This window comes from Arthrobacter sp. NicSoilC5 (genome assembly GCF_019977395.1).
In the GTDB taxonomy this organism is placed as follows: Bacteria; Actinomycetota; Actinomycetes; order Actinomycetales; family Micrococcaceae; genus Arthrobacter.
Genome location: NZ_AP024660.1, coordinates 655,695 through 672,397, shown reverse-complemented (window position 1 = coordinate 672,397; position 16,703 = coordinate 655,695). Strand labels below are relative to the sequence as shown.

General features: G+C 66.3%; 20 protein-coding genes. 8 read left to right on the top strand and 12 right to left on the bottom strand.

The window, feature by feature from the left end; all coding sequences use genetic code 11:
• Nucleotides 1-4 precede the first annotated feature (4 nt).
• Both LDO22_RS03045 and LDO22_RS03040 read right to left on the bottom strand, forming a co-directional pair.
• Nucleotides 5-1,018: a DUF808 domain-containing protein gene (locus tag LDO22_RS03045; RefSeq protein WP_224026059.1), complete on the bottom strand. Its 1,014-nt coding sequence runs from the start codon at nt 1,016-1,018 to the stop codon at nt 5-7.
• 96 nt (nt 1,019-1,114) lie between these two features.
• Nucleotides 1,115-1,552, bottom strand: a complete 438-nt coding sequence (locus LDO22_RS03040) for a VOC family protein (RefSeq protein ID WP_159632032.1) — start codon at nt 1,550-1,552, stop codon at nt 1,115-1,117.
• A 151-nt stretch (nt 1,553-1,703) separates the two neighbouring features.
• Here LDO22_RS03040 and LDO22_RS03035 point away from each other — a divergent pair, with 151 nt between their 5' ends.
• Nucleotides 1,704-1,904, top strand: a complete 201-nt coding sequence (locus LDO22_RS03035) for a hypothetical protein (protein WP_224026058.1) — start codon at nt 1,704-1,706, stop codon at nt 1,902-1,904.
• A 36-nt stretch (nt 1,905-1,940) separates the two neighbouring features.
• Here LDO22_RS03035 and LDO22_RS03030 read toward each other — a convergent pair whose 3' ends face one another.
• Together LDO22_RS03030 and LDO22_RS03025 are read right to left on the bottom strand one after the other, a co-directional pair.
• Complete coding sequence (locus tag LDO22_RS03030; protein ID WP_224026057.1) at nt 1,941-2,504, bottom strand: dihydrofolate reductase family protein; 564 nt, start codon at nt 2,502-2,504, stop codon at nt 1,941-1,943.
• A gap of 77 nt (nt 2,505-2,581) precedes the next feature.
• Nucleotides 2,582-2,770 (bottom strand): hypothetical protein, encoded by a 189-nt coding sequence (locus LDO22_RS03025; protein ID WP_224026056.1) that lies wholly within the window; start codon nt 2,768-2,770, stop codon nt 2,582-2,584.
• 217 nt (nt 2,771-2,987) lie between these two features.
• Between LDO22_RS03025 and LDO22_RS03020 the strand changes: the two genes are divergently transcribed.
• From LDO22_RS03020 to LDO22_RS03005, 4 genes are all read left to right on the top strand, one after another.
• Nucleotides 2,988-3,920 carry a hypothetical protein gene (locus LDO22_RS03020; RefSeq protein ID WP_224026055.1) on the top strand — a complete coding sequence of 311 codons (933 nt, stop codon included), beginning with the start codon at nt 2,988-2,990 and terminating at the stop codon, nt 3,918-3,920.
• A gap of 138 nt (nt 3,921-4,058) precedes the next feature.
• Nucleotides 4,059-4,703, top strand: a complete 645-nt coding sequence (locus LDO22_RS03015; RefSeq protein WP_159635519.1) for a biotin transporter BioY — start codon at nt 4,059-4,061, stop codon at nt 4,701-4,703.
• A gap of 9 nt (nt 4,704-4,712) precedes the next feature.
• Nucleotides 4,713-5,444, top strand: a complete 732-nt coding sequence (locus LDO22_RS03010) for an ABC transporter ATP-binding protein (protein WP_224026054.1) — start codon at nt 4,713-4,715, stop codon at nt 5,442-5,444.
• Nucleotides 5,441-6,064 (top strand): energy-coupling factor transporter transmembrane protein EcfT, encoded by a 624-nt coding sequence (locus LDO22_RS03005; protein WP_224026053.1) that lies wholly within the window; start codon nt 5,441-5,443, stop codon nt 6,062-6,064. Before LDO22_RS03010 ends, LDO22_RS03005 begins: the two co-directional genes overlap by 4 nt.
• Nucleotides 6,065-6,086: 22 nt before the next feature.
• Here the strand turns inward: LDO22_RS03005 and LDO22_RS03000 are convergent, their stop codons facing one another.
• The gene (locus LDO22_RS03000) at nt 6,087-7,265 is read right to left on the bottom strand and encodes a thiolase family protein (protein WP_224027149.1); all 1,179 of its coding nucleotides are present in this window, start codon (nt 7,263-7,265) and stop codon (nt 6,087-6,089) included.
• A gap of 4 nt (nt 7,266-7,269) precedes the next feature.
• Entirely contained in the window at nt 7,270-8,676 is a 1,407-nt protein-coding gene (locus LDO22_RS02995) for an AMP-binding protein (protein WP_224026052.1), read from the bottom strand.
• A gap of 57 nt (nt 8,677-8,733) precedes the next feature.
• Here LDO22_RS02995 and LDO22_RS02990 point away from each other — a divergent pair, with 57 nt between their 5' ends.
• The gene (locus tag LDO22_RS02990) at nt 8,734-9,615 is read left to right on the top strand and encodes a neutral zinc metallopeptidase (protein WP_224026051.1); all 882 of its coding nucleotides are present in this window, start codon (nt 8,734-8,736) and stop codon (nt 9,613-9,615) included.
• 141 nt (nt 9,616-9,756) lie between these two features.
• Here the strand turns inward: LDO22_RS02990 and LDO22_RS02985 are convergent, their stop codons facing one another.
• From LDO22_RS02985 to LDO22_RS02960, 6 genes are read right to left on the bottom strand one after another with little or no spacing between them, the layout of a single operon-like run.
• Complete coding sequence (locus tag LDO22_RS02985) at nt 9,757-10,089, bottom strand: metal-sulfur cluster assembly factor (RefSeq protein WP_110543073.1); 333 nt, start codon at nt 10,087-10,089, stop codon at nt 9,757-9,759.
• A gap of 12 nt (nt 10,090-10,101) precedes the next feature.
• Nucleotides 10,102-10,896: a Fe-S cluster assembly ATPase SufC gene (gene sufC / locus LDO22_RS02980; RefSeq protein WP_224026050.1), complete on the bottom strand. Its 795-nt coding sequence runs from the start codon at nt 10,894-10,896 to the stop codon at nt 10,102-10,104.
• A gap of 42 nt (nt 10,897-10,938) precedes the next feature.
• On the bottom strand, nt 10,939-11,295 hold the full coding sequence (locus LDO22_RS02975; protein WP_224026049.1) for a non-heme iron oxygenase ferredoxin subunit: 357 nt from the start codon (nt 11,293-11,295) through the stop codon (nt 10,939-10,941).
• A 16-nt stretch (nt 11,296-11,311) separates the two neighbouring features.
• Nucleotides 11,312-12,553, bottom strand: a complete 1,242-nt coding sequence (gene sufD, locus LDO22_RS02970; RefSeq protein WP_159632043.1) for a Fe-S cluster assembly protein SufD — start codon at nt 12,551-12,553, stop codon at nt 11,312-11,314.
• Nucleotides 12,553-14,016 (bottom strand): Fe-S cluster assembly protein SufB, encoded by a 1,464-nt coding sequence (gene sufB, locus LDO22_RS02965; RefSeq protein WP_159632044.1) that lies wholly within the window; start codon nt 14,014-14,016, stop codon nt 12,553-12,555. Before sufB ends, sufD begins: the two co-directional genes overlap by 1 nt.
• Nucleotides 14,016-14,822, bottom strand: a complete 807-nt coding sequence (locus LDO22_RS02960) for a helix-turn-helix domain-containing protein (RefSeq protein ID WP_224026048.1) — start codon at nt 14,820-14,822, stop codon at nt 14,016-14,018. Before LDO22_RS02960 ends, sufB begins: the two co-directional genes overlap by 1 nt.
• A gap of 144 nt (nt 14,823-14,966) precedes the next feature.
• Between LDO22_RS02960 and LDO22_RS02955 the strand changes: the two genes are divergently transcribed.
• Together LDO22_RS02955 and LDO22_RS02950 are read left to right on the top strand one after the other, a co-directional pair.
• Nucleotides 14,967-15,935 (top strand): ABC transporter ATP-binding protein, encoded by a 969-nt coding sequence (locus tag LDO22_RS02955; RefSeq protein WP_224026047.1) that lies wholly within the window; start codon nt 14,967-14,969, stop codon nt 15,933-15,935.
• The gene (locus tag LDO22_RS02950; RefSeq protein ID WP_224026046.1) at nt 15,932-16,699 is read left to right on the top strand and encodes an ABC transporter permease; all 768 of its coding nucleotides are present in this window, start codon (nt 15,932-15,934) and stop codon (nt 16,697-16,699) included. The genes LDO22_RS02955 and LDO22_RS02950 overlap by 4 nt, the downstream gene beginning before the upstream one ends.
• The last annotated feature ends 4 nt before the right edge of the window (nt 16,700-16,703 follow it).

The window sequence follows — 16,703 nt, the reverse complement described above, 5'->3', positions numbered from 1 at the left end:
CCTGTCAGCCTCTTGGCTCGGCGGGCCCGTGGCCGCCATTCCCGGCAGACGCGGCCGCCTCATTGTGGCCGCCCTTGGCCTTGCCGAACGGCAGCACTTTCAGAAGCGGGCCCACCACCGCCAGGACGATGAGGCCCCAGACGAGCCCGACGACCGTTGAGCACAGGGTGTTGACGAGCCAAGCCAAAAGACCGCCGACAACCGCGACCCCTGCCACCGGGTGCTCCAGCGCGTGGACCAGGTCGTAGGGTGCGTGCCAGCCGAGGTCATGCGCGCCCTGCAGCATGATGTGGCCGCCAACCCAAAGCATGGCGATCGTTCCGACGAAGGTGATGGTGGCCAGCACGGCGGGCATGCCCGTGACCAGCAACCTCCCGAAGCGCTTGGAGCGGGGAGAGTCCTTGGCAGCCAAGTGCACACCGATGTCGTCCATCTTGACGATGAGCGCGACGGCGCCGTACACGAGCACCGTGATGGCGAACGCCACCAGGACCAGGATGAACGCACGGACCCAGATGGATTCTGTGGCCACCTCGTTCATGGAGATGACCATGATCTCGCAGGACAGGATGAAGTCGGTCGTGATGGCGCCCTTGACGACCTTGGCCTCGGCGTCGTGCCCGCGTTCCACCGCCGGCGCTTCGTCCTCCTCGTGGTGGCCGCCGCGGAGCTTGTGCCAGACCTTCTCGGCGCCCTCGTAGCAGAGGTAAGTGCCGCCGAGCATGAGGATGAACGGGATGATCCAGGGGATGAAGGCGCTGATGAGCAGCAGGGCGGGCAGGATGATCAGGAGCTTGTTCCGGATGGAGCCCCAGAAGATCTTCTTGATCATCGGCAGTTCGCGTGACGGGTCCGCACCTGAGACGTACTGCGGTGTGACCGCGGCGTCGTCGATGACTACCCCGGCGGCCTTGGCCCCTGCCTTGGCTGCACCGGCGGCGACGTCATCCACTGATGCTGCCGCGATGCGGGCCAGGGCTGCGACGTCATCCAGCAGGGCTACGAGGCCGCCGCTCACAGCTGGCCCCCGCGAATCTTGTGGTCAGGGCGTTGAGCATTGGGGGCTGGGTGCTTGATGGGCATATTCGGAGTATATTGCAGCCCGCCTGCAGGCTCAGCCCTTCGTCAGGTCCTCCGCGAACATCACAATGATGCCGCTGGGGCCCCGGACATAGCTGAGCTTGTAGGCGTTTTCGTACGTTGCCACGCCACGCAGGGGATGGCAGCCGTGCCTTGCGGCGATCTCAAGTGCGTTGCCAATGTCGTCAACGGAGAAGGCAACGCGGTGCATGCCGATCTCGTTGGGCAGGGTGGGCTCAGTCTCGATCGCGTCGGGGTGGATGTATTCGAAGAGCTCGAGGCGGCCCTTGCCATCCGGTGTTTGGAGCATGGCTATCCGGGCGTGGTTGCCGTCGAGTCCGACGGCGGTATCGGCCCATTCCCCGCTCACAGTCTGGCGGCCCAGGACAATGAGCCCCAGGTCGGTAAAGAAAGCGATCGCCTCTTCCAAATCGCGGACCGCGATGCCTACATTCTCGAGTTTGATGGGCATGGGCCACACGGTACCAAGCCCGCGTTGTCCGGGTCGAGGCCCGCCCACCACCGGACGCGGGCGCTCTGCGGCACCCTGGCGTTGGACTTTTTGCTTGCCACCCTAAATACTAGGCAGGCTAGTTAAGCTGGACTTCGACGAAGAGGTGGGCATGGAGCGCGGTGAGGAACAACAAGCACTGATATCCGTCATCAACACGCTTGCGGGCAGGTTTCCCGGACGTTCCCGGACGGACGTCGAAGACGCCGTCTGCGAGGAATACTCCGCCTTCAACGCCGGCCCCGTGCGGAGCTTGGTACCCATCCTTGTGGAACGCGCTGCCACCAAGCGTCTGGAAGGCGGACTGCTGTAAAGGTGATTTCGGGACGTCCCAATCCATCCGGGGAACTCAGCGCGTGGCCTGGTACCTGGTCAGGACCACGCCACCGGGAAATGTCCGGGTCTCTACCAAGCCCAGGTTCATCCTTCCTTCCAGGGCCGTGAAGTACGGTGTGCCGCCTCCCAGCAGGACCGGATGCGTGACGGTCACGTACTCGTCGATCAGCCCGGCCCGCATGGCCGCCGCGGCGAGTGTGGCACCGACGACGTCCATGGGGCCGCCCTCGCCGGTCTTGAGGCGGATGATTTCGGCGACCGGATCGCCGGTCACCAGGCGTGCATTCCAGTCGACAGTGCTGATCGTCGAGGAGAACACCACCTTTGGCATGTCGCGCCAGCGGTGGGCGAACTCGATCTGCGCCGGTGTGGCGCCAGGCTGCTGGTCGGCGGTCGGCCAGTGCGAGCTCATGGTCTCCCAGAGTTTGCGGCCGTACAGCGCCAGGCCCGTCGCCGCGACCCGGTCGGACCACCATTGGAACAGCTCATCGCTCGGTACGCTCCAGCCAAGGTCGTCGCCGGGCGCTGCGATGTACCCGTCAACGCTCACATTCATGGCGTAGGTCAGTTTCCGCATGGCGCCAGTCTCCCGTGCGCCGCAGCCTCTGTACAGACCAGCAGAGTTCGTGTTCGGTTAAGCCGTCGCTCCCGGGATCAAGCCCAGCCGGCAGCCCGCCGAACAGCCACTGCCAGCTCTACGGCAGGAATGTCGGAGGAGTCCAGAACCAGGTCATCGATCTCTGCAGCTTCAAGAACTTTTGACAACTCGCTGACGCGGTCCAGATGCCACGTGAGGCGTTCAGGATCGTCCCGATGGCGGAAGCGCAGGCGTGACTCCGGCACCTCTGGACGAGCCTTCCAACGCCGACGGTTCCATTCACGAAGATCGAATCCATGACCCGATCTTCCCAGCCATAGCACAAACTTCACCCGTCAACGCTGCCTATGATCCGAAAAGCGCGCGTTTCTCCTCAAGATTCCCAGCCGGAGCCCGGTGGAAATGCGGAAATTCCGTAGACTGACCCTTTCCAGCTGTCCCGGCCCCCGAGAGCGAGCAACTGTGGGTATCTTCAAGAGGAAATCTCCGGAAGCGGAGACACCTGACTCCGCCCTGACGTTCTTCACCCATTGCAAGGCCGACGAGTTCCGGGCCACCGCGCGCGAAGTCTTCGCCGAGGCGGGACTCGAAGTGGAGGTCCACCCGGGCCATGCCGTCGACGGTTCCGGACGCGAATTCGGCTTCTGGAACATCGGGGCCATTTGCTATGAGCAGCCCCAGTCCATGTGGCGCGGCTTGATCGCCGACCATCTTGAACGCGTACTGGCGAGCTTTGAGGCACCCGATCCGTTCGGCGTCCTGGCCCCTCAGGACGTGCAGAGCCGGACCTTCGGCCGCCTCTACGACGAGGCAAGCATCCCGGGGATACAGAGCTACCCACACAGGGAGTTCGCACCGGGCATTGTCGAGATGCTCGCCCTCGACCTTCCAGACACCGTTGCAGTCTTCAACCATGACAACGCGAACAGATTTGGCGGCTGGGAAGCCCTCCAGAGACAGGGCATCGAAAACCTCCGCCGTCTGGAGATCGAACAACTCGAAACCCTCCCCGCGCCTGGAGGGGGCACCTTCAATGCCCTCCTGGGTGAATCTGTTTACACCGCAAGCCGCGCCCTGCTTCTGCCGGGTCTGGCCACAGAACTCACTGGCCGGCGCGCTGTAAAAGATTTTGGGTGGCTGATGAGCATCCCGAACCGGCACCAGGTTGTCTGGCACATCGTCGAGGACGCCACCGTCGTCCCAGTGCTCAACGGAATGGCACGGTTCACCGCCATGGGCTACGCCGACGCGGCCGGGTCGGTGAGCCCGCACGTCTACTGGTGGAACGGCACGGGTTACGAGCAACTTACCCAGGTGCAGGACGACGGCACGCTCACCATCCACGTCAGTCCAGGCTTCCAGGCCGTGCTCCGCTCCATAACAAGGGACGGATAGCGCGGCGCGGCCCGCTTGTGCCCACCCGAAAGCACCCACACGCTCCCTCAGTAGGACCCCTACAAAATGGTCCCTGTTCCGCCCCGGTAGCGTCGGCTGTACATTAGATTCCGCTTGTACAACCCCGACAGGACCATCATGGGCAACACCGAGACCACCACAGAAACCAGCAAACGGACGGAGCGCCGCCGCTGGAACGGCACCGACCTGGGACTGATCGCCGTCTTCGCCGCCCTCGTTGCCGGCGCAGCCCTGGTGCCGGGACTGGCCCTGAACGGCTTCGGCGTCCCCATCACCTTCCAGACCCTTGCCGTGATGCTCACCGGCCTGGTGCTGGGCCCCGCCCGCGGATTCGCCGCCGTCGGACTTTACACCCTCCTGGGCCTGGCCGGCCTGCCCATCTTCAGCCAGGGCCGCAGTGGCCTGGCCATCCTCGCCGGGCCCTCGGCCGGCTACATCATCGCTTTCCCCATCGCCGCCGCCGTGGTGGGTTGGCTGGCCACTGTGGTCATCCGGCGGACCACGAAGGCACGCGCCCTGTGGTTCTTCCTGGCCGCCACGGTCACGAGCGTTGTCTTCGTGCACACGCTGGGCGTCCTGGGAATTGCCCTCAACTCCAAGGCCACCCTGGAGCAGGCCTTCCTCAGCGACCTGGTCTTCTACCCGGGAGACATCATCAAGAATCTCCTCGCCGCCGCCGTCGCCGTCGCCCTGCACCGGGCCTTCCCCGACGTGCTGGTCCGCCGCGTGCGCCGACGCACCCAGCCCACCCAAAGCGCCTAGGGACAACGCATGCCGGCAGTAACGTTTGAACAGGTGGGTGTCGCCGTCGACAGCGAAGACTCCCCGCAGCCCAAGGTCCTCCTGGACGCAGTCAGCCTCAGGCTGGACGAAGCCCGGGTGGGCGTCATCGGCGCCAACGGATCCGGCAAATCCACGCTGCTGCGCCTCATCAACGGACTCGTCCAGCCCACCAGCGGCACCGTAACGGTCGACGGCGACGACACAGTAGGTGCCGTCCGGAAGGTCAGGCGCAACGTGGGGTTCGTCTTCACCGATCCCCTCTCCCAGCTGGTGATGCCCACCGGACGGGAAGACGTGGAACTGTCCCTCCGCCGTTCAACGAAGAACGGTGCGGAGCGGCGGCGGCTGACAGATAAAGCCCTCGAACGCCTCGGCCTGCTGCACCTGGCGGACCAAAGCATCTACGAGCTGTCCGGCGGCGAACGGCAGCTGATGGCGCTCGCCGCCGTGCTTGCCGTTCAACCCCGGGTGCTGGTGCTGGACGAGCCCTCAACCCTCCTTGACCTGCGCAACCGCGAGCTGCTCCGCAGGACCCTGGCGGACCTGGACCAGCAGATCATCATGTCCACCCACGACCTTGACCTGGCGCTGGACATGGACCGGGTCCTGGTCATCGACCAGGGCCGCGTCGCCTTCGACGGCGCCCCGGCGGATGCGGTGGCGGCCTACCGCTCATGGTGCCTGCAGGGACTCGACGCCACAGGGCGGGATTCCACATGAGGGGCCACGGCTTCCTCCTGGCAAACTACGTGCCCGGCACCTCACTGGTACACCGGGCGCCGCTGGCCCTGAAGTTCCTCCTGGTTATCGGTTCTGGCCTGCTTTCCTTCCTCATCGTGGATTGGCGGATCTCCGGGCTGATCCTGGCCGTCCTTTGCGGCCTGTTCCTCGCAACAGGCGCGGGGGTGAAGCGGCTGTGGCACGCCGTCCGCCCGCTGGCCCCCGTGCTCCTGGTCATCGGACTCTTCCAATGGTGGCAGCTTGGCGGCCCCACGGCGGGCCGGATCGTGCTGAACATCCTGGTCTGCGTCGTGGCAGCATCCCTGCTCACAGCCACCACGCCGATCCAGCGGCTCCTGGACGGTGTGGTCCACCTGGCGCGGCCCTTCAAAAGGTTCGGCGCCGATCCCGAACGCTTCGCGCTGACCATCGGCATAATGCTCCGCAGCATTCCCTTCATCGCCGGCACCTTCGCCGACGTCCGCGACTCCGCCAAGGCCCGGGGACTGGAGCGCAACCCCCGCGCGCTGGTCCTGCCGGTCTTCATCACGTCCGTGGCCTACGCCCGCCAAACAGGTGAGGCACTGGCCGCCCGCGGCCTGGGCGAAGCGGAAGACTGACCGGCTGGGACGCCAGGCGGCGTTATAGCCGCCGGTATTCCAGGAGCGCCGCCGTGCCCATGCCGCCGGCCATGCTGATCATCGCCAGACCCAGGGCACCCTCGGTGTCCGCCCGCCGCGCCTGGGCCAGCAGCCGGGTCACCAGCACGGCACCTGACGCACCGTAGGCGTGCCCCAGCGCCAGCGCCCCGCCGTCGAGGTTTGCCCGGCCGGGAGCGATGCCCAGCTGGTCGAGGCACGCGAGTGTCTGCGAAGCGAACGCCTCGTTGAATTCCACCAGATCCACCTCGTCCGCTTTCACGCCTGCAGCAGCCAGCACACCCCGCGCAGCGGGAACAGCGCCCATCCCCAGCACCTGCGGAGCCACCCCGGCGGTACCCGTGCCGCGCACCAGCAGGGCGTCACGCACCCCCAGTCGGCGCGCCCGCGCAAGGGACGTTACGACGACGCCGGAGGCAGCGTCTGCGTCAAAGCAGGAGTTTCCGGCGGTGACAGTTCCTCCTGGCACAAAGGCGGCAGGGAACCGTGCCATGACAGCAGGGGTCAGGCCGGCCCGCGGGCCGCCGTCCGACGAGACAGTCCCCGCGGGGGTCTCCAGCGGCACGAGTTCGTCCATGAAGCGTCCGTCCCGGATGGCAGCGAGGGCTTTCCGGTGGCTGGCCAGCGCGAAGTCATCCTGGCGTTCGCGGGCAACACCGTACTCTTCGGCCACCGTTTCCGCGGCCACGCCCATGTCAGGGTCCCCGAAGCTGTCCGGCACGAACTGGGCGCGGCGGTAAAACTCCGGGCCGCCGTCGTCCTTCCTGTGCGCCCGCAGTGGCGCGGTACTGGTGCTCTCCACTCCACCGGCTAAATACAGTGGTCCGCCGCCGGCCGCCACCAATCGGGCGGCAAGGACGATTGCATCCAGGCCCGAACCGCACTGCCGGTCAACGGTGATCCCAGGCACGCCGGCCGGCAGTCCCGCCTCCAGCAGGGCCAGGCGCGCGACGTTCCCGCCCCCGCCCACGGCGTTGCCGATAACGACGTCGGTGACGGACGCGGGATCCAGCGGCACTTCGGCCACCAGCTTCCGGAGGACCGGAGCCAGGAGTTCGTGGGCGCGCAGGTTCCGCAGGGCGCCGTTGACGGGGCACACGGGGGTCCGGCGCGCGGCGATGATGACCGGCTGGCGTTCGGGCGGCAGGAGGTCAGGCGGCAGCAGGTCAGGCGCCAAGGGCACGCACCCTTGCGTCGCGGGCGTTGATCCACTCCAGCAGGAGGTTCCGGCTGACCTTTCCGCGGTCCGTGGTGGGAAGCTCCTGGAGCAGGTAGTACTGCAAGGGCCGCTTGTGCCGGGACAGGATGTCCTCCAGGCCGGCCCGCAGCTGGGTGGCAGAAATTCCGCCGTGCGACGGCACCACACCAGCTACCACACGCTGGCCGCGCAAATCATCGGCCATCCCGGCGGCGACAGCTGCCGCAACCCCGGGAACGGCCGCCAGCGCCAGTTCCACCTCATGCGGGTAGACGTTCCTCCCCGCTGTGAGGATCATGTCGGCACGCCGGCCAAGGATGTGCAGCTCACCGTCCGCCAGGTAGCCCTGGTCCCCCACCGTGTACCAGTCGCCGAAGGACCGCAGCGCTTCGCCGTCGTCACCCCACAGGTAGCCGTTGCTCACCATGCCGCTGCGGACGCAGATGTTGCCGTAGCCGCCGTCGGGGACGGGTGCGCCGTCGTCATCAAGGATCCGGACGTCGACCCCTGGAAACGGCCGGCCGATACCGGTGCCGCCGGCGGTCGCAGCCTGGCCGGGGGCCAGGCCCAGGCCGGAGACGAAACTCAGTTCGGAGGCGCCGTAGTACTCGTAGATGGTGGCATTGGGAGCCCAGCGCCTGGCCGCTTCGAGGGTGCGGGCATCAAGCTTGGAACCGGCGCAGATGATGGTCCGCACGCTGGAGGCATCGACGCATCCGGTCATTCCGCGTTCGCTGAGCATCCGCAGCATGGTGGGCACCAGGACAAGCCGGGTGACCCGGTCGTGGGTGATGGCCGCATGGACGTCGCCGACGTCGAACGTCTCCAGCGTCTGGAACTCCGAACCGGCGTACAGGCACTCAGCCAGGGCGTAGAGGTTCAGGCTGGCCGCCAGCGGACCGGGTGCCAGGGTGACGTCATCCTGCCGAAGCCCGAAGAACTCGATCGAGGCGTCGAAGGATTGCTGCCAGGACTGCCGGGAGCGGGTGAACGCTTTGGGTACGGCCGTGGTCCCGGAGGTGAGGCCGATCAGGAAGCTGGAGTCCGGCGGCCCGTCGGCCAGCTGGTCATCCGGGGACACCGGGGCCGGACCGGCGCATGCTTCCAGCCGCCGGATGATGTCTTCCTGCAGCGGGGCGGACCACGCCGGATCCAGGACGGCGCATTGCCGGCCGCCCGCCACGGCGGCCGCGAATTTCACGGCAAAGTCCACGGAATTGGCCTCGCACAGCGCCGTGACGGACGTGGTCCCGGCCACCAGTTCAGCGGCGGCGTCCCGCAGCTGCTCCCAGTCCAGGCGGCGTCCGGCGATCACGACGGCGGTGTCGTGCGGCCGCTGCCCGGCCCAGCGCTGGAGCTTGTCGAGGAAAGGCACGGACCAACTTTACCGGCCGGGCGGATTGAGGGCCCGGCCCGCGGGTAATGTGACGTTATGAGTTTCAATGACAACGTTCAGCTGGATCCCTCGCAGGTCCAGGACCGCCGGGGCATGGGCACCGGGGTGAAAGTGGGCGGCGGAATCGGCGGCGGCCTGGTCCTGCTGGTTGCCCTGCTCCTGGGCATCAACCCCAACCTGCTCGGCGGCCTGACCGAAGGCGGCAACGCCGGGCAGTCACAGGGTACGGCGCCGGCCTGCAGCACCGGCGCGGACGCCGACGCCAGGCTGGACTGCCGGATCACGGGCACCGTCAACAGCCTTAACGCTTTCTGGCCCGGCTACCTGAAGCAGTACAACGTGCAGTACCCCCGGCCTGAAGCGGTCATCTTCAGCGGCGGCACCAACACCGCATGCGGTTCCGCAACCTCCGAGGTGGGCCCCTTCTACTGCCCCACGGACACCACGGCGTACTTCGACCCCGGGTTCTTCCAGGAACTCGTGGACCGCTTTGGGTCCTCCGGCGGCCCCCTGGCGCAGGAATATGTGGTGGCGCACGAGTTCGGCCACCACGTCCAGAACCTGCTCGGTGACCTGAAGCGGGCGCAGCAGGATCCGCAGGGACCCGAGTCCGGTTCCGTCCGCACCGAACTGCAGGCTGACTGCTACGCGGGACTGTGGGCCAAGTACGCCTCCACCACGCCGGACCCCGCCACAGGACAGCCGTACCTGGAGCCCCTCACCCCGCAGGATGTGAACGACGCATTGTCCGCCGCTGCGTCCGTAGGTGACGACCGCATCCAGAAGGCCGCCACCGGCCGCGTCTCCCCCGAAGGCTGGACGCACGGCTCCAGCGAGGAACGCCAGCGCTGGTTCTCGCGGGGCTACCAGTCCGGCGACATCAACCAGTGCGACACGTTCAGCGCCGCAACCCTCTAACCCGGCTCACCCCCATCGATTGCTGAGTAATTGCCGTTTTGAGAGGTCATAACGACATTTACGCAGCAATCGATGAGCCAACGACGACGGCCGGTCACCTTCGTGGAGAAGGTGACCGGCCGTCGTCGTACTTCAGGTTTGTCAGATGTTGAAGCCGAGGGCCCGCATCTGGTCCTTGCCGTCATCGGTGATCCGCTCAGGACCCCATGGCGGCATCCATACCCAGTTCAGGCGCCAGTCGTCCACAACGCCGTCCAGGGCCTGGCCCACCTGCTCCTCGAGCACATCGGTGAGCGGGCAGGCGGCGGTGGTGAGCGTCATGTCGATCAGGAGCGCGCCGTCCTCGTCGGAGTACTTCAGGCCGTACAGCAGGCCGAGGTCCACCACGTTAACGCCAAGCTCAGGATCGATGACGTCCTTGAGCGCCTCTTCGACGTCCTCCAGGGCCGTACGGCCCGGCTTGATTTCGGTCATGACAAGTCCTAACTAGGCCTGTACTGCGGCCTCGGCCGCGATGGTAGCTGCGCCGGCGCCCTTTGCGTAACGGTCGTAGCCTTCTTCCTCGAGACGGTCGGCCAGCTCGGGGCCGCCCTCCTCGACAACCTGGCCATCAACGAACACGTGGACGAATTCAGGCTTGATGTAGCGCAGGATACGCGTGTAGTGCGTGATGAGCAGCGTGCCCATGTTGCCCTCAGAGTGTGCGCGGTTGACGCCCTCGGAGACGATCTTCAGCGCGTCGACATCCAGGCCGGAGTCGGTCTCGTCCAGGACGGCGAACTTGGGCTTGAAGAGTTCCAGCTGGAGGATCTCCACGCGCTTCTTCTCGCCGCCGGAGAAGCCTTCGTTGACGTTGCGCTGGGCGAAGTCGGCATCGATGCGCAGCTTCTCCATGGCATCCTTGACGTCCTTGGTCCAGGTACGAAGCTTGGGTGCTTCGCCGTCAATTGCGGTCTTGGCGGTGCGCAGGAAGTTGGTCATGGTGACACCCGGAACCTCTACCGGGTACTGCATGGCCAGGAAGACGCCTGCACGGGCGCGCTCGTCAACGCTCATGGCCAGCACGTCCTCGCCGTCCAGCGTGATGGTGCCGCTGGTGACGGTGTAGCGCGGGTGGCCGGCGATGGTGGAGGCCAGGGTGGACTTGCCGGAGCCGTTGGGGCCCATGATGGCGTGCGTCTCGCCGGTCCGGATGGTCAGGCTGACGCCCTTCAGGATCTCCTTGGTGCCCTGCTCCGTCTCAATGCTGACGTGCAGGTCCTTGATCTCAAGAGTTGACATGCTCTTCTTTCTTTTCGCTCGTAAGTCTGATGCTGCGGGCGCTCAGTAGTTGTTTACTGCTGCACCGTTCAAAACGCTGGTGACGTCCACGTAGACGTCGTCTCCGTCGAGTTCGACGGCGAACACCGGAACAGGATCGTAGGCGGGAAGCTGCAGTGGCTGGCCGCTGCGCAGGTCGAACTGGGAGCCGTGGCCCCAGCACTCGATGGCGCAGCCTTCCACGTCGCCCTCGGACAGGGAAATGTCCGCGTGCGAGCAGGTGTCTCCAATGGCATGGATGTCCCCCATTGAATCCCGCACCACGGCTACGGGGTAGCCGTCGATCAGGATCCGCAGCGCCTGCTTGACCTGGATGTCATTGGCGCTGCAAACCAGCTCGCCCTTGGGTGTGCCGCTCATACGTTCCTGCCTGTCCCTAGTAGTCGATTGCCGCGAGTTCGCGTTCCACAGCCTCGGTCAGGCGCTCTTCGAGGGCCGGGACCTTGATCTGCTGGATGATCTCGTTCAGGAAGCCGCGGACCACCAGGCGGCGGGCAACATCCTCGGGGATGCCGCGGGCCATCAGGTAGAACAGGTGCTCGTCGTCGAACCGGCCGGTGGCACTTGCGTGGCCGGCGCCCTCGATCAGGCCGGTCTCGATCTCGAGGTTGGGCACGGAGTCCGCGCGGCAACCGTCGGTGAGTACCAGGTTCTGGTTCTTCTCGTAGGAGTCGGTTCCCTCAGCCTGCTTCTGGATCAGCACGTCGCCAACCCACACCGTGTGCGCACCCTTGCCCTGCAGCGCGCCCTTGTACAGGACGTTGGACTTGCAGTTGGCCACGTTGTGGTCCACGAAGGAGCGGTGCTCGAGGTGCTGGCCCGCATCGGCGTAGTACAGGCCCAGGAGCTGCGTCTCGGCACCTTCCCCGGCGAAGCGGACGTTGGAGTTCAGGCGCACGATCTTGCCGCCAAGCGTTACGGCAATGTGCTTGTATACGGCGTCCTTGGCAACCTCGGCATCGTGTTGTGCCAGGTGCTTGGCGTCGTCCCCCCACAGCTGCAGGGAAACCACCGTGAGGTGGGCGCCTTCGCCGACCAGGACCTCAACGTTGCCGTTGTGGTCTGCGGTGCCGTCGTGCTCAATGATCACGACGGAGCGGCTGTTGACTCCGGCTTGGATCACCACGTGGGAGTTGGTACGGCGTCCTGCAGCGTTGCCTGTCAGGACCAGTCGCACAGGCTCGTCCAACTCGGCGTTCGCAGGGATGGAGATGAGCTGGGCGTCGCCGGCGTTCGCGGAAGCCACGACGGCGGCCCGATCGGCGGGGACGAGGGTGGAGCCACGGGGGGCCTCACCTTCGCGAAGGGTCCGCTGGACCACGGATGCGGGCGCCTCGACCGAAAGGCTCAGGGCGCCGGCCTCCGACGGGGTATCGGACAGCAGGTTGGCCAGTTCGCGCACCGGGGTGAAGCGCCATTCCTCTTCCCGGCCGTTGGGCAGGGCGAAGTCGGCCACGTCATGGCTGGTGAGCCGCTCGGCGCGGGAGGCCATGACCTGGGTGCCGTGGCTGTGGTGGCGGTCAACCTTGGAGGCGACCAGGTGCTCGCCTTCCTCGGTGAAACCGGCGATCGACGGTGCGCCGATGCGCGCCTTCTCGGTAGTTGCTTCGGCAGTCATTAACCGACGGATCCTTCCATCTGGAGTTCGATGAGGCGGTTCAGCTCAAGGGCGTATTCCATGGGCAGCTCGCGGGCGATCGGCTCAATGAAGCCGCGCACGATCATGGCCATGGCCTCGTCCTCGGGCATGCCGCGGGACATGAGGTAGAAGAGCTGCTCCTCGCTGACGCGGGAAACGGTGGCCTCGTGTCCCAGCTGCACATCGTCCTCGCGGATGTCGATGTACGGGTAGGTGTCCGAGCGGGAAATGGTGTCCACCAGGAGCGCGTCGCAGCGCACGGTGTTGGCGGAGTGTTTGGCTCCTTCCCGGACCTGCACGAGGCCGCGGTAGGCTGCACGGCCGCCGCCGCGGGCCACCGACTTGGAGACGATGGAGCTCTTGGTGTTCGGCGCAATGTGCACCATCTTGGAGCCGGTGTCCTGGTGCTGGCCCTCGCCGGCGAACGCGATGGACAGGGTCTCGCCCTTGGCCCCTTCGCCTACGAGGTACACGGCCGGGTACTTCATGGTGACCTTGGAGCCGATGTTGCCGTCCACCCATTCCATGGTGGCGCCGGCTTCGCAGACCGCGCGCTTGGTCACCAGGTTGTACACGTTGTTGGACCAGTTCTGGATGGTGGTGTAGCGGACGCGGGCGCCCTTCTTCACGATGATTTCCACCACGGCGGAGTGCAGCGAGTCCGAGGTGTAGATCGGCGCCGTGCAGCCTTCGATGTAGTGGACGTAGGAGTCCTCGTCGGCGATGATCAGGGTCCGCTCGAACTGGCCCATGTTCTCGGTGTTGATGCGGAAGTACGCCTGCAGCGGGATGTCGACGTGGACGCCCTTGGGTACGTACACGAAGGAACCGCCGGACCACACTGAGGTGTTCAGCGACGCGAACTTGTTGTCGCCCACCGGAATCACGGTGCCGAAGTACTCCTGGAAGATCTCCGGGTGTTCCTTCAAAGCGGTGTCGGTGTCCAGGAAGATGACGCCCTGGGCCTCGAGGTCCTCACGGATCTGGTGGTACACCACCTCGGACTCGTACTGGGCGGCAACGCCGGAAACGAGGCGGCTGCGCTCGGCTTCCGGGATGCCCAGCTTCTCGTACGTGTTGCGGATGTCCTCCGGGAGGTCTTCCCAGGTGGCAGCCTGCTTCTCGGTGGAGCGGACAAAGTACTTGATGTTGTCGAAGTCGATGCCGGAGAGGTCTGCACCCCAGGTGGGCATGGGCTTGCGGTCGAAGTACTTCAGGCCCTTGAGGCGGAGGTCGAGCATCCATTCCGGCTCGCTCTTCTTGGCCGAGATGTCCCGGACTACCTCTTCATCGAGACCACGCCGTGCATTGGCGCCGACGTCGTTCTTGTCAGCCCAGCCGTACTCGTAGTTGCCGATGCCGTGGAGCTCGGGATTCTTCTCCAGAATCTCCGAGATCACAGTGTTTTCGGCTACTGCTTTCTCTGATAGTTGGTCCGTCATCACGGCCTTTCTTGCTGATGGTTGGTTACTTCGTCCAGGCGGGCGGGGGCTGCCGCCGGCGCGGTGGCCGGTCTGGCAGACAGCCTGCCTGTGGGAATGTGGGTGGTGCAGACGTGGCCACCACGGGCCAGGGTGGAAAGCCGGCGTACGTCCACTCCCACCAGCCTCGAGAAGACTTCCGTTTCGACGTCGCAGAACACCGGGAAGCGGGCGGCGAGCTGCTGGATGGGGCAGTGGCCCTGGCAGAGCTGCACGCTGGAAAGCGCCGCGGGCAGGGGTGCCTTGGCCTCGATGGAGGCGGCGGATGCCACGAAGTTGTCGCGGCTGAGGGCGGCCGACAGGGCGGTGGCGCGGTCCCTGATGTCCGGACCGGCTTTTTCCATTTCGGGCGCGTAGCGCCGTTCCATGTCCGCGAACCGCTCCTCGGCGAACGCCCGTACGGCGTCGGGGCCGGCCACCTTCTGCAGCTGCTGGAGGGCAAGGGCTGCAATGTCCAGGTAGTCGTTGCCCAGGCTGGACTGGCCCTGCGAGCTGAGGACGTAGCGGCGTGCGGGCCGGCCGGCACCTGCTCCCGGCTTGGCAACCCGCTTGACCTCGATAATGCCGGCCCGGGACAGGTGGTCGAGGTGGCGCCGGACAGCGGCCGGGGTGAACCCCAGCATGTCCCCCAACTCGGCCGCACTGACGGGACCGTGTTCCAGGACGGCAGCAAGGACCCGGTCCCGGGTGCGCTCGTCGGCGTCCGCCACAGGACCGGACGCGGCGGGACCCGGCCCGGCAACAGGCACAGCGGTAGCGTTGGTCATGGAATACACAACACAATCATGTCGTAATTTAGTCCCGTGCTCCAGTAAGGGCAGGCTGACCTTGGCCGGCTGCACGCAAAACTCCAAGGATAGGGGACCTTCCTGACGGACGGCTCCATATACTACATCCCGTAGAATACTGTGGTGCGATCCCCCCAGTCCCCCGTCCTGTCCATCCATGGGCTCATCAAGGACGTAGGCCCCCTTTCCAGCCTGGACGGAAAGATGCTCAGGGTTGTCAGCGGCGTCTCTCTCACCGCGGAGCGCGGGCAGGTCACCGCCCTGCTGGGCGCGAACGGCGCCGGAAAGACGACGACCCTTGAGTGCGCCCAGGGCCTCCAGAAGCGCAGCGGCGGCAGCATCTCGCTGCTGGGCCAGGACCCCGCCACGGCAGGCGCCGACCTGCGCTCCCGCGTCGGTGTGATGCTGCAGGACGGCGGGCTTCCGCCGTCGGCCAGGCCACTGCCACTGTTGCGGCATATCGCCGGGCTGTACGCCCGCCCCTGGCCGTTGCAGGACCTGGTGGGCCGGCTCGGCATCGATACTTTCAGCCGCACCAGCGTCCGCCGGCTGTCCGGCGGCCAGAAGCAGCGCCTGGCACTTGCGGCAGCCCTGATCGGCAGGCCCGAAGTCCTGTTCCTGGACGAGCCCAGCGCCGGCCTGGACCCGCAGTCCCGCCAGCTGGTGTTCGACCTGATTGCCGAACTGCGCGACGGCGGCATGGGAATCATCCTCACCACCCACCTCATGGACGACGCCCAGCGCCTTGCGGACTATGTGTACATCATCGACGGCGGCCGCAACGTCGCCGAAGGAACCGTCCATGAGCTGCTGCAGCGCAGCCCCGTGGCGGACCATGCCGGCGAGCACGTCCGGACCCTGGTGTTCGAAGCACCCGCCGGGCTGGACCTGGCTGCCGTGCTGCCGGACGGCGTCGACGTCTCCGAAACCCGCGCGGGCAGCTACGCCGTCACCGGCGCCCTCACGCCCCGCCACCTCTCTGCGCTTGCCCAGTGGTGGGAAGCAAAGGACATCATGCCGGCGTCGATGAGCCTCCAGGCGCGTAGCCTTGAAGACGTCTTTTTGGATATCTCGGGAAAGGACATCCGATGAGTACCGCAGCGATCCGGGAGACGCAACAGCCCGCGTCCCTGCTGCGCCGCGTCCTCCTGCAGGGCAAATACGAGGCACTGACCATGCTGCGCAACGGCGAACAGCTGATCTTGGCTGTGGTGCTGCCCCTGCTGGCACTGGTCGGCCTGACGGTGACGCCCTTCCTGGACGGAATGGGCTCCAGCCGCATCAACGTGGCCGTTCCGGGCATCCTGGCCCTGTGCGCCATGTCCACGGCTTTCACCGGCCAGGGCATCGCCACCGGCTTCGACCGCCGCTACGGGGTGCTCCGGTTCCTGTCCACGACGCCCCTTGGGCGCGGCGGCCTGATCGCCGGCAAGGTTCTCTCGGTGCTGGCCGTCCTCTGCCTCCAGGTAGTGGTGGTGGGCCTTGTTGCCCTGGCGCTGGGGTGGCAGCCGACGGCGGCCGGCTGGCTCCCCGGGCTTGCGCTGCTGGCACTGGGCGCAGCGGCTTTCACTGCCCTGGGGCTGCTGGTGGCCGGAACCGTCCGGCCGGAAGCGACGCTGGCGATCACTAACCTGCTGTGGATCCTCCTCGGTGCCATGGGCGGGATCGTCCTCCCGGCCGAACGGCTGCCCGCCGCGGCGCAGGCCGTCGTCCATTTCCTGCCTTCCGGCGCCCTCGGTGAATCGATGCGCGCCGCTTTCCTGGGCGGGGCCGTGAACGGCGGCGCCGCCCTGATCCTGCTGCTCTGGACAGTCATTGCCGGAGCCGCAGCCATCCGTTGGTTCAAGTGGAATTGAGATA

Bases quoted from the DNA above. Each gene is read 5' to 3' on its own strand.
- LDO22_RS03040 (WP_159632032.1), bottom strand. From the start codon at position 1,552: ATGCCCATCAAACTCGAGAATGTAGGCATCGCGGTCCGCGATTTGGAA.
- LDO22_RS03035 (WP_224026058.1), top strand. From the start codon at position 1,704: ATGGAGCGCGGTGAGGAACAACAAGCACTGATATCCGTCATCAACACG.
- LDO22_RS03005 (WP_224026053.1), top strand. From the start codon at position 5,441: ATGAGGGGCCACGGCTTCCTCCTGGCAAACTACGTGCCCGGCACCTCA.
- LDO22_RS03030 (WP_224026057.1), bottom strand. From the start codon at position 2,504: ATGCGGAAACTGACCTACGCCATGAATGTGAGCGTTGACGGGTACATC.
- LDO22_RS02960 (WP_224026048.1), bottom strand. From the start codon at position 14,822: ATGACCAACGCTACCGCTGTGCCTGTTGCCGGGCCGGGTCCCGCCGCG.
- LDO22_RS02985 (WP_110543073.1), bottom strand. From the start codon at position 10,089: ATGACCGAAATCAAGCCGGGCCGTACGGCCCTGGAGGACGTCGAAGAG.
- LDO22_RS02990 (WP_224026051.1), top strand. From the start codon at position 8,734: ATGAGTTTCAATGACAACGTTCAGCTGGATCCCTCGCAGGTCCAGGAC.
- sufC (WP_224026050.1), bottom strand. From the start codon at position 10,896: ATGTCAACTCTTGAGATCAAGGACCTGCACGTCAGCATTGAGACGGAG.
- sufD (WP_159632043.1), bottom strand. From the start codon at position 12,553: ATGACTGCCGAAGCAACTACCGAGAAGGCGCGCATCGGCGCACCGTCG.
- LDO22_RS02950 (WP_224026046.1), top strand. From the start codon at position 15,932: ATGAGTACCGCAGCGATCCGGGAGACGCAACAGCCCGCGTCCCTGCTG.
- sufB (WP_159632044.1), bottom strand. From the start codon at position 14,016: ATGACGGACCAACTATCAGAGAAAGCAGTAGCCGAAAACACTGTGATC.
- LDO22_RS03015 (WP_159635519.1), top strand. From the start codon at position 4,059: ATGGGCAACACCGAGACCACCACAGAAACCAGCAAACGGACGGAGCGC.
- LDO22_RS02975 (WP_224026049.1), bottom strand. From the start codon at position 11,295: ATGAGCGGCACACCCAAGGGCGAGCTGGTTTGCAGCGCCAATGACATC.
- LDO22_RS03010 (WP_224026054.1), top strand. From the start codon at position 4,713: ATGCCGGCAGTAACGTTTGAACAGGTGGGTGTCGCCGTCGACAGCGAA.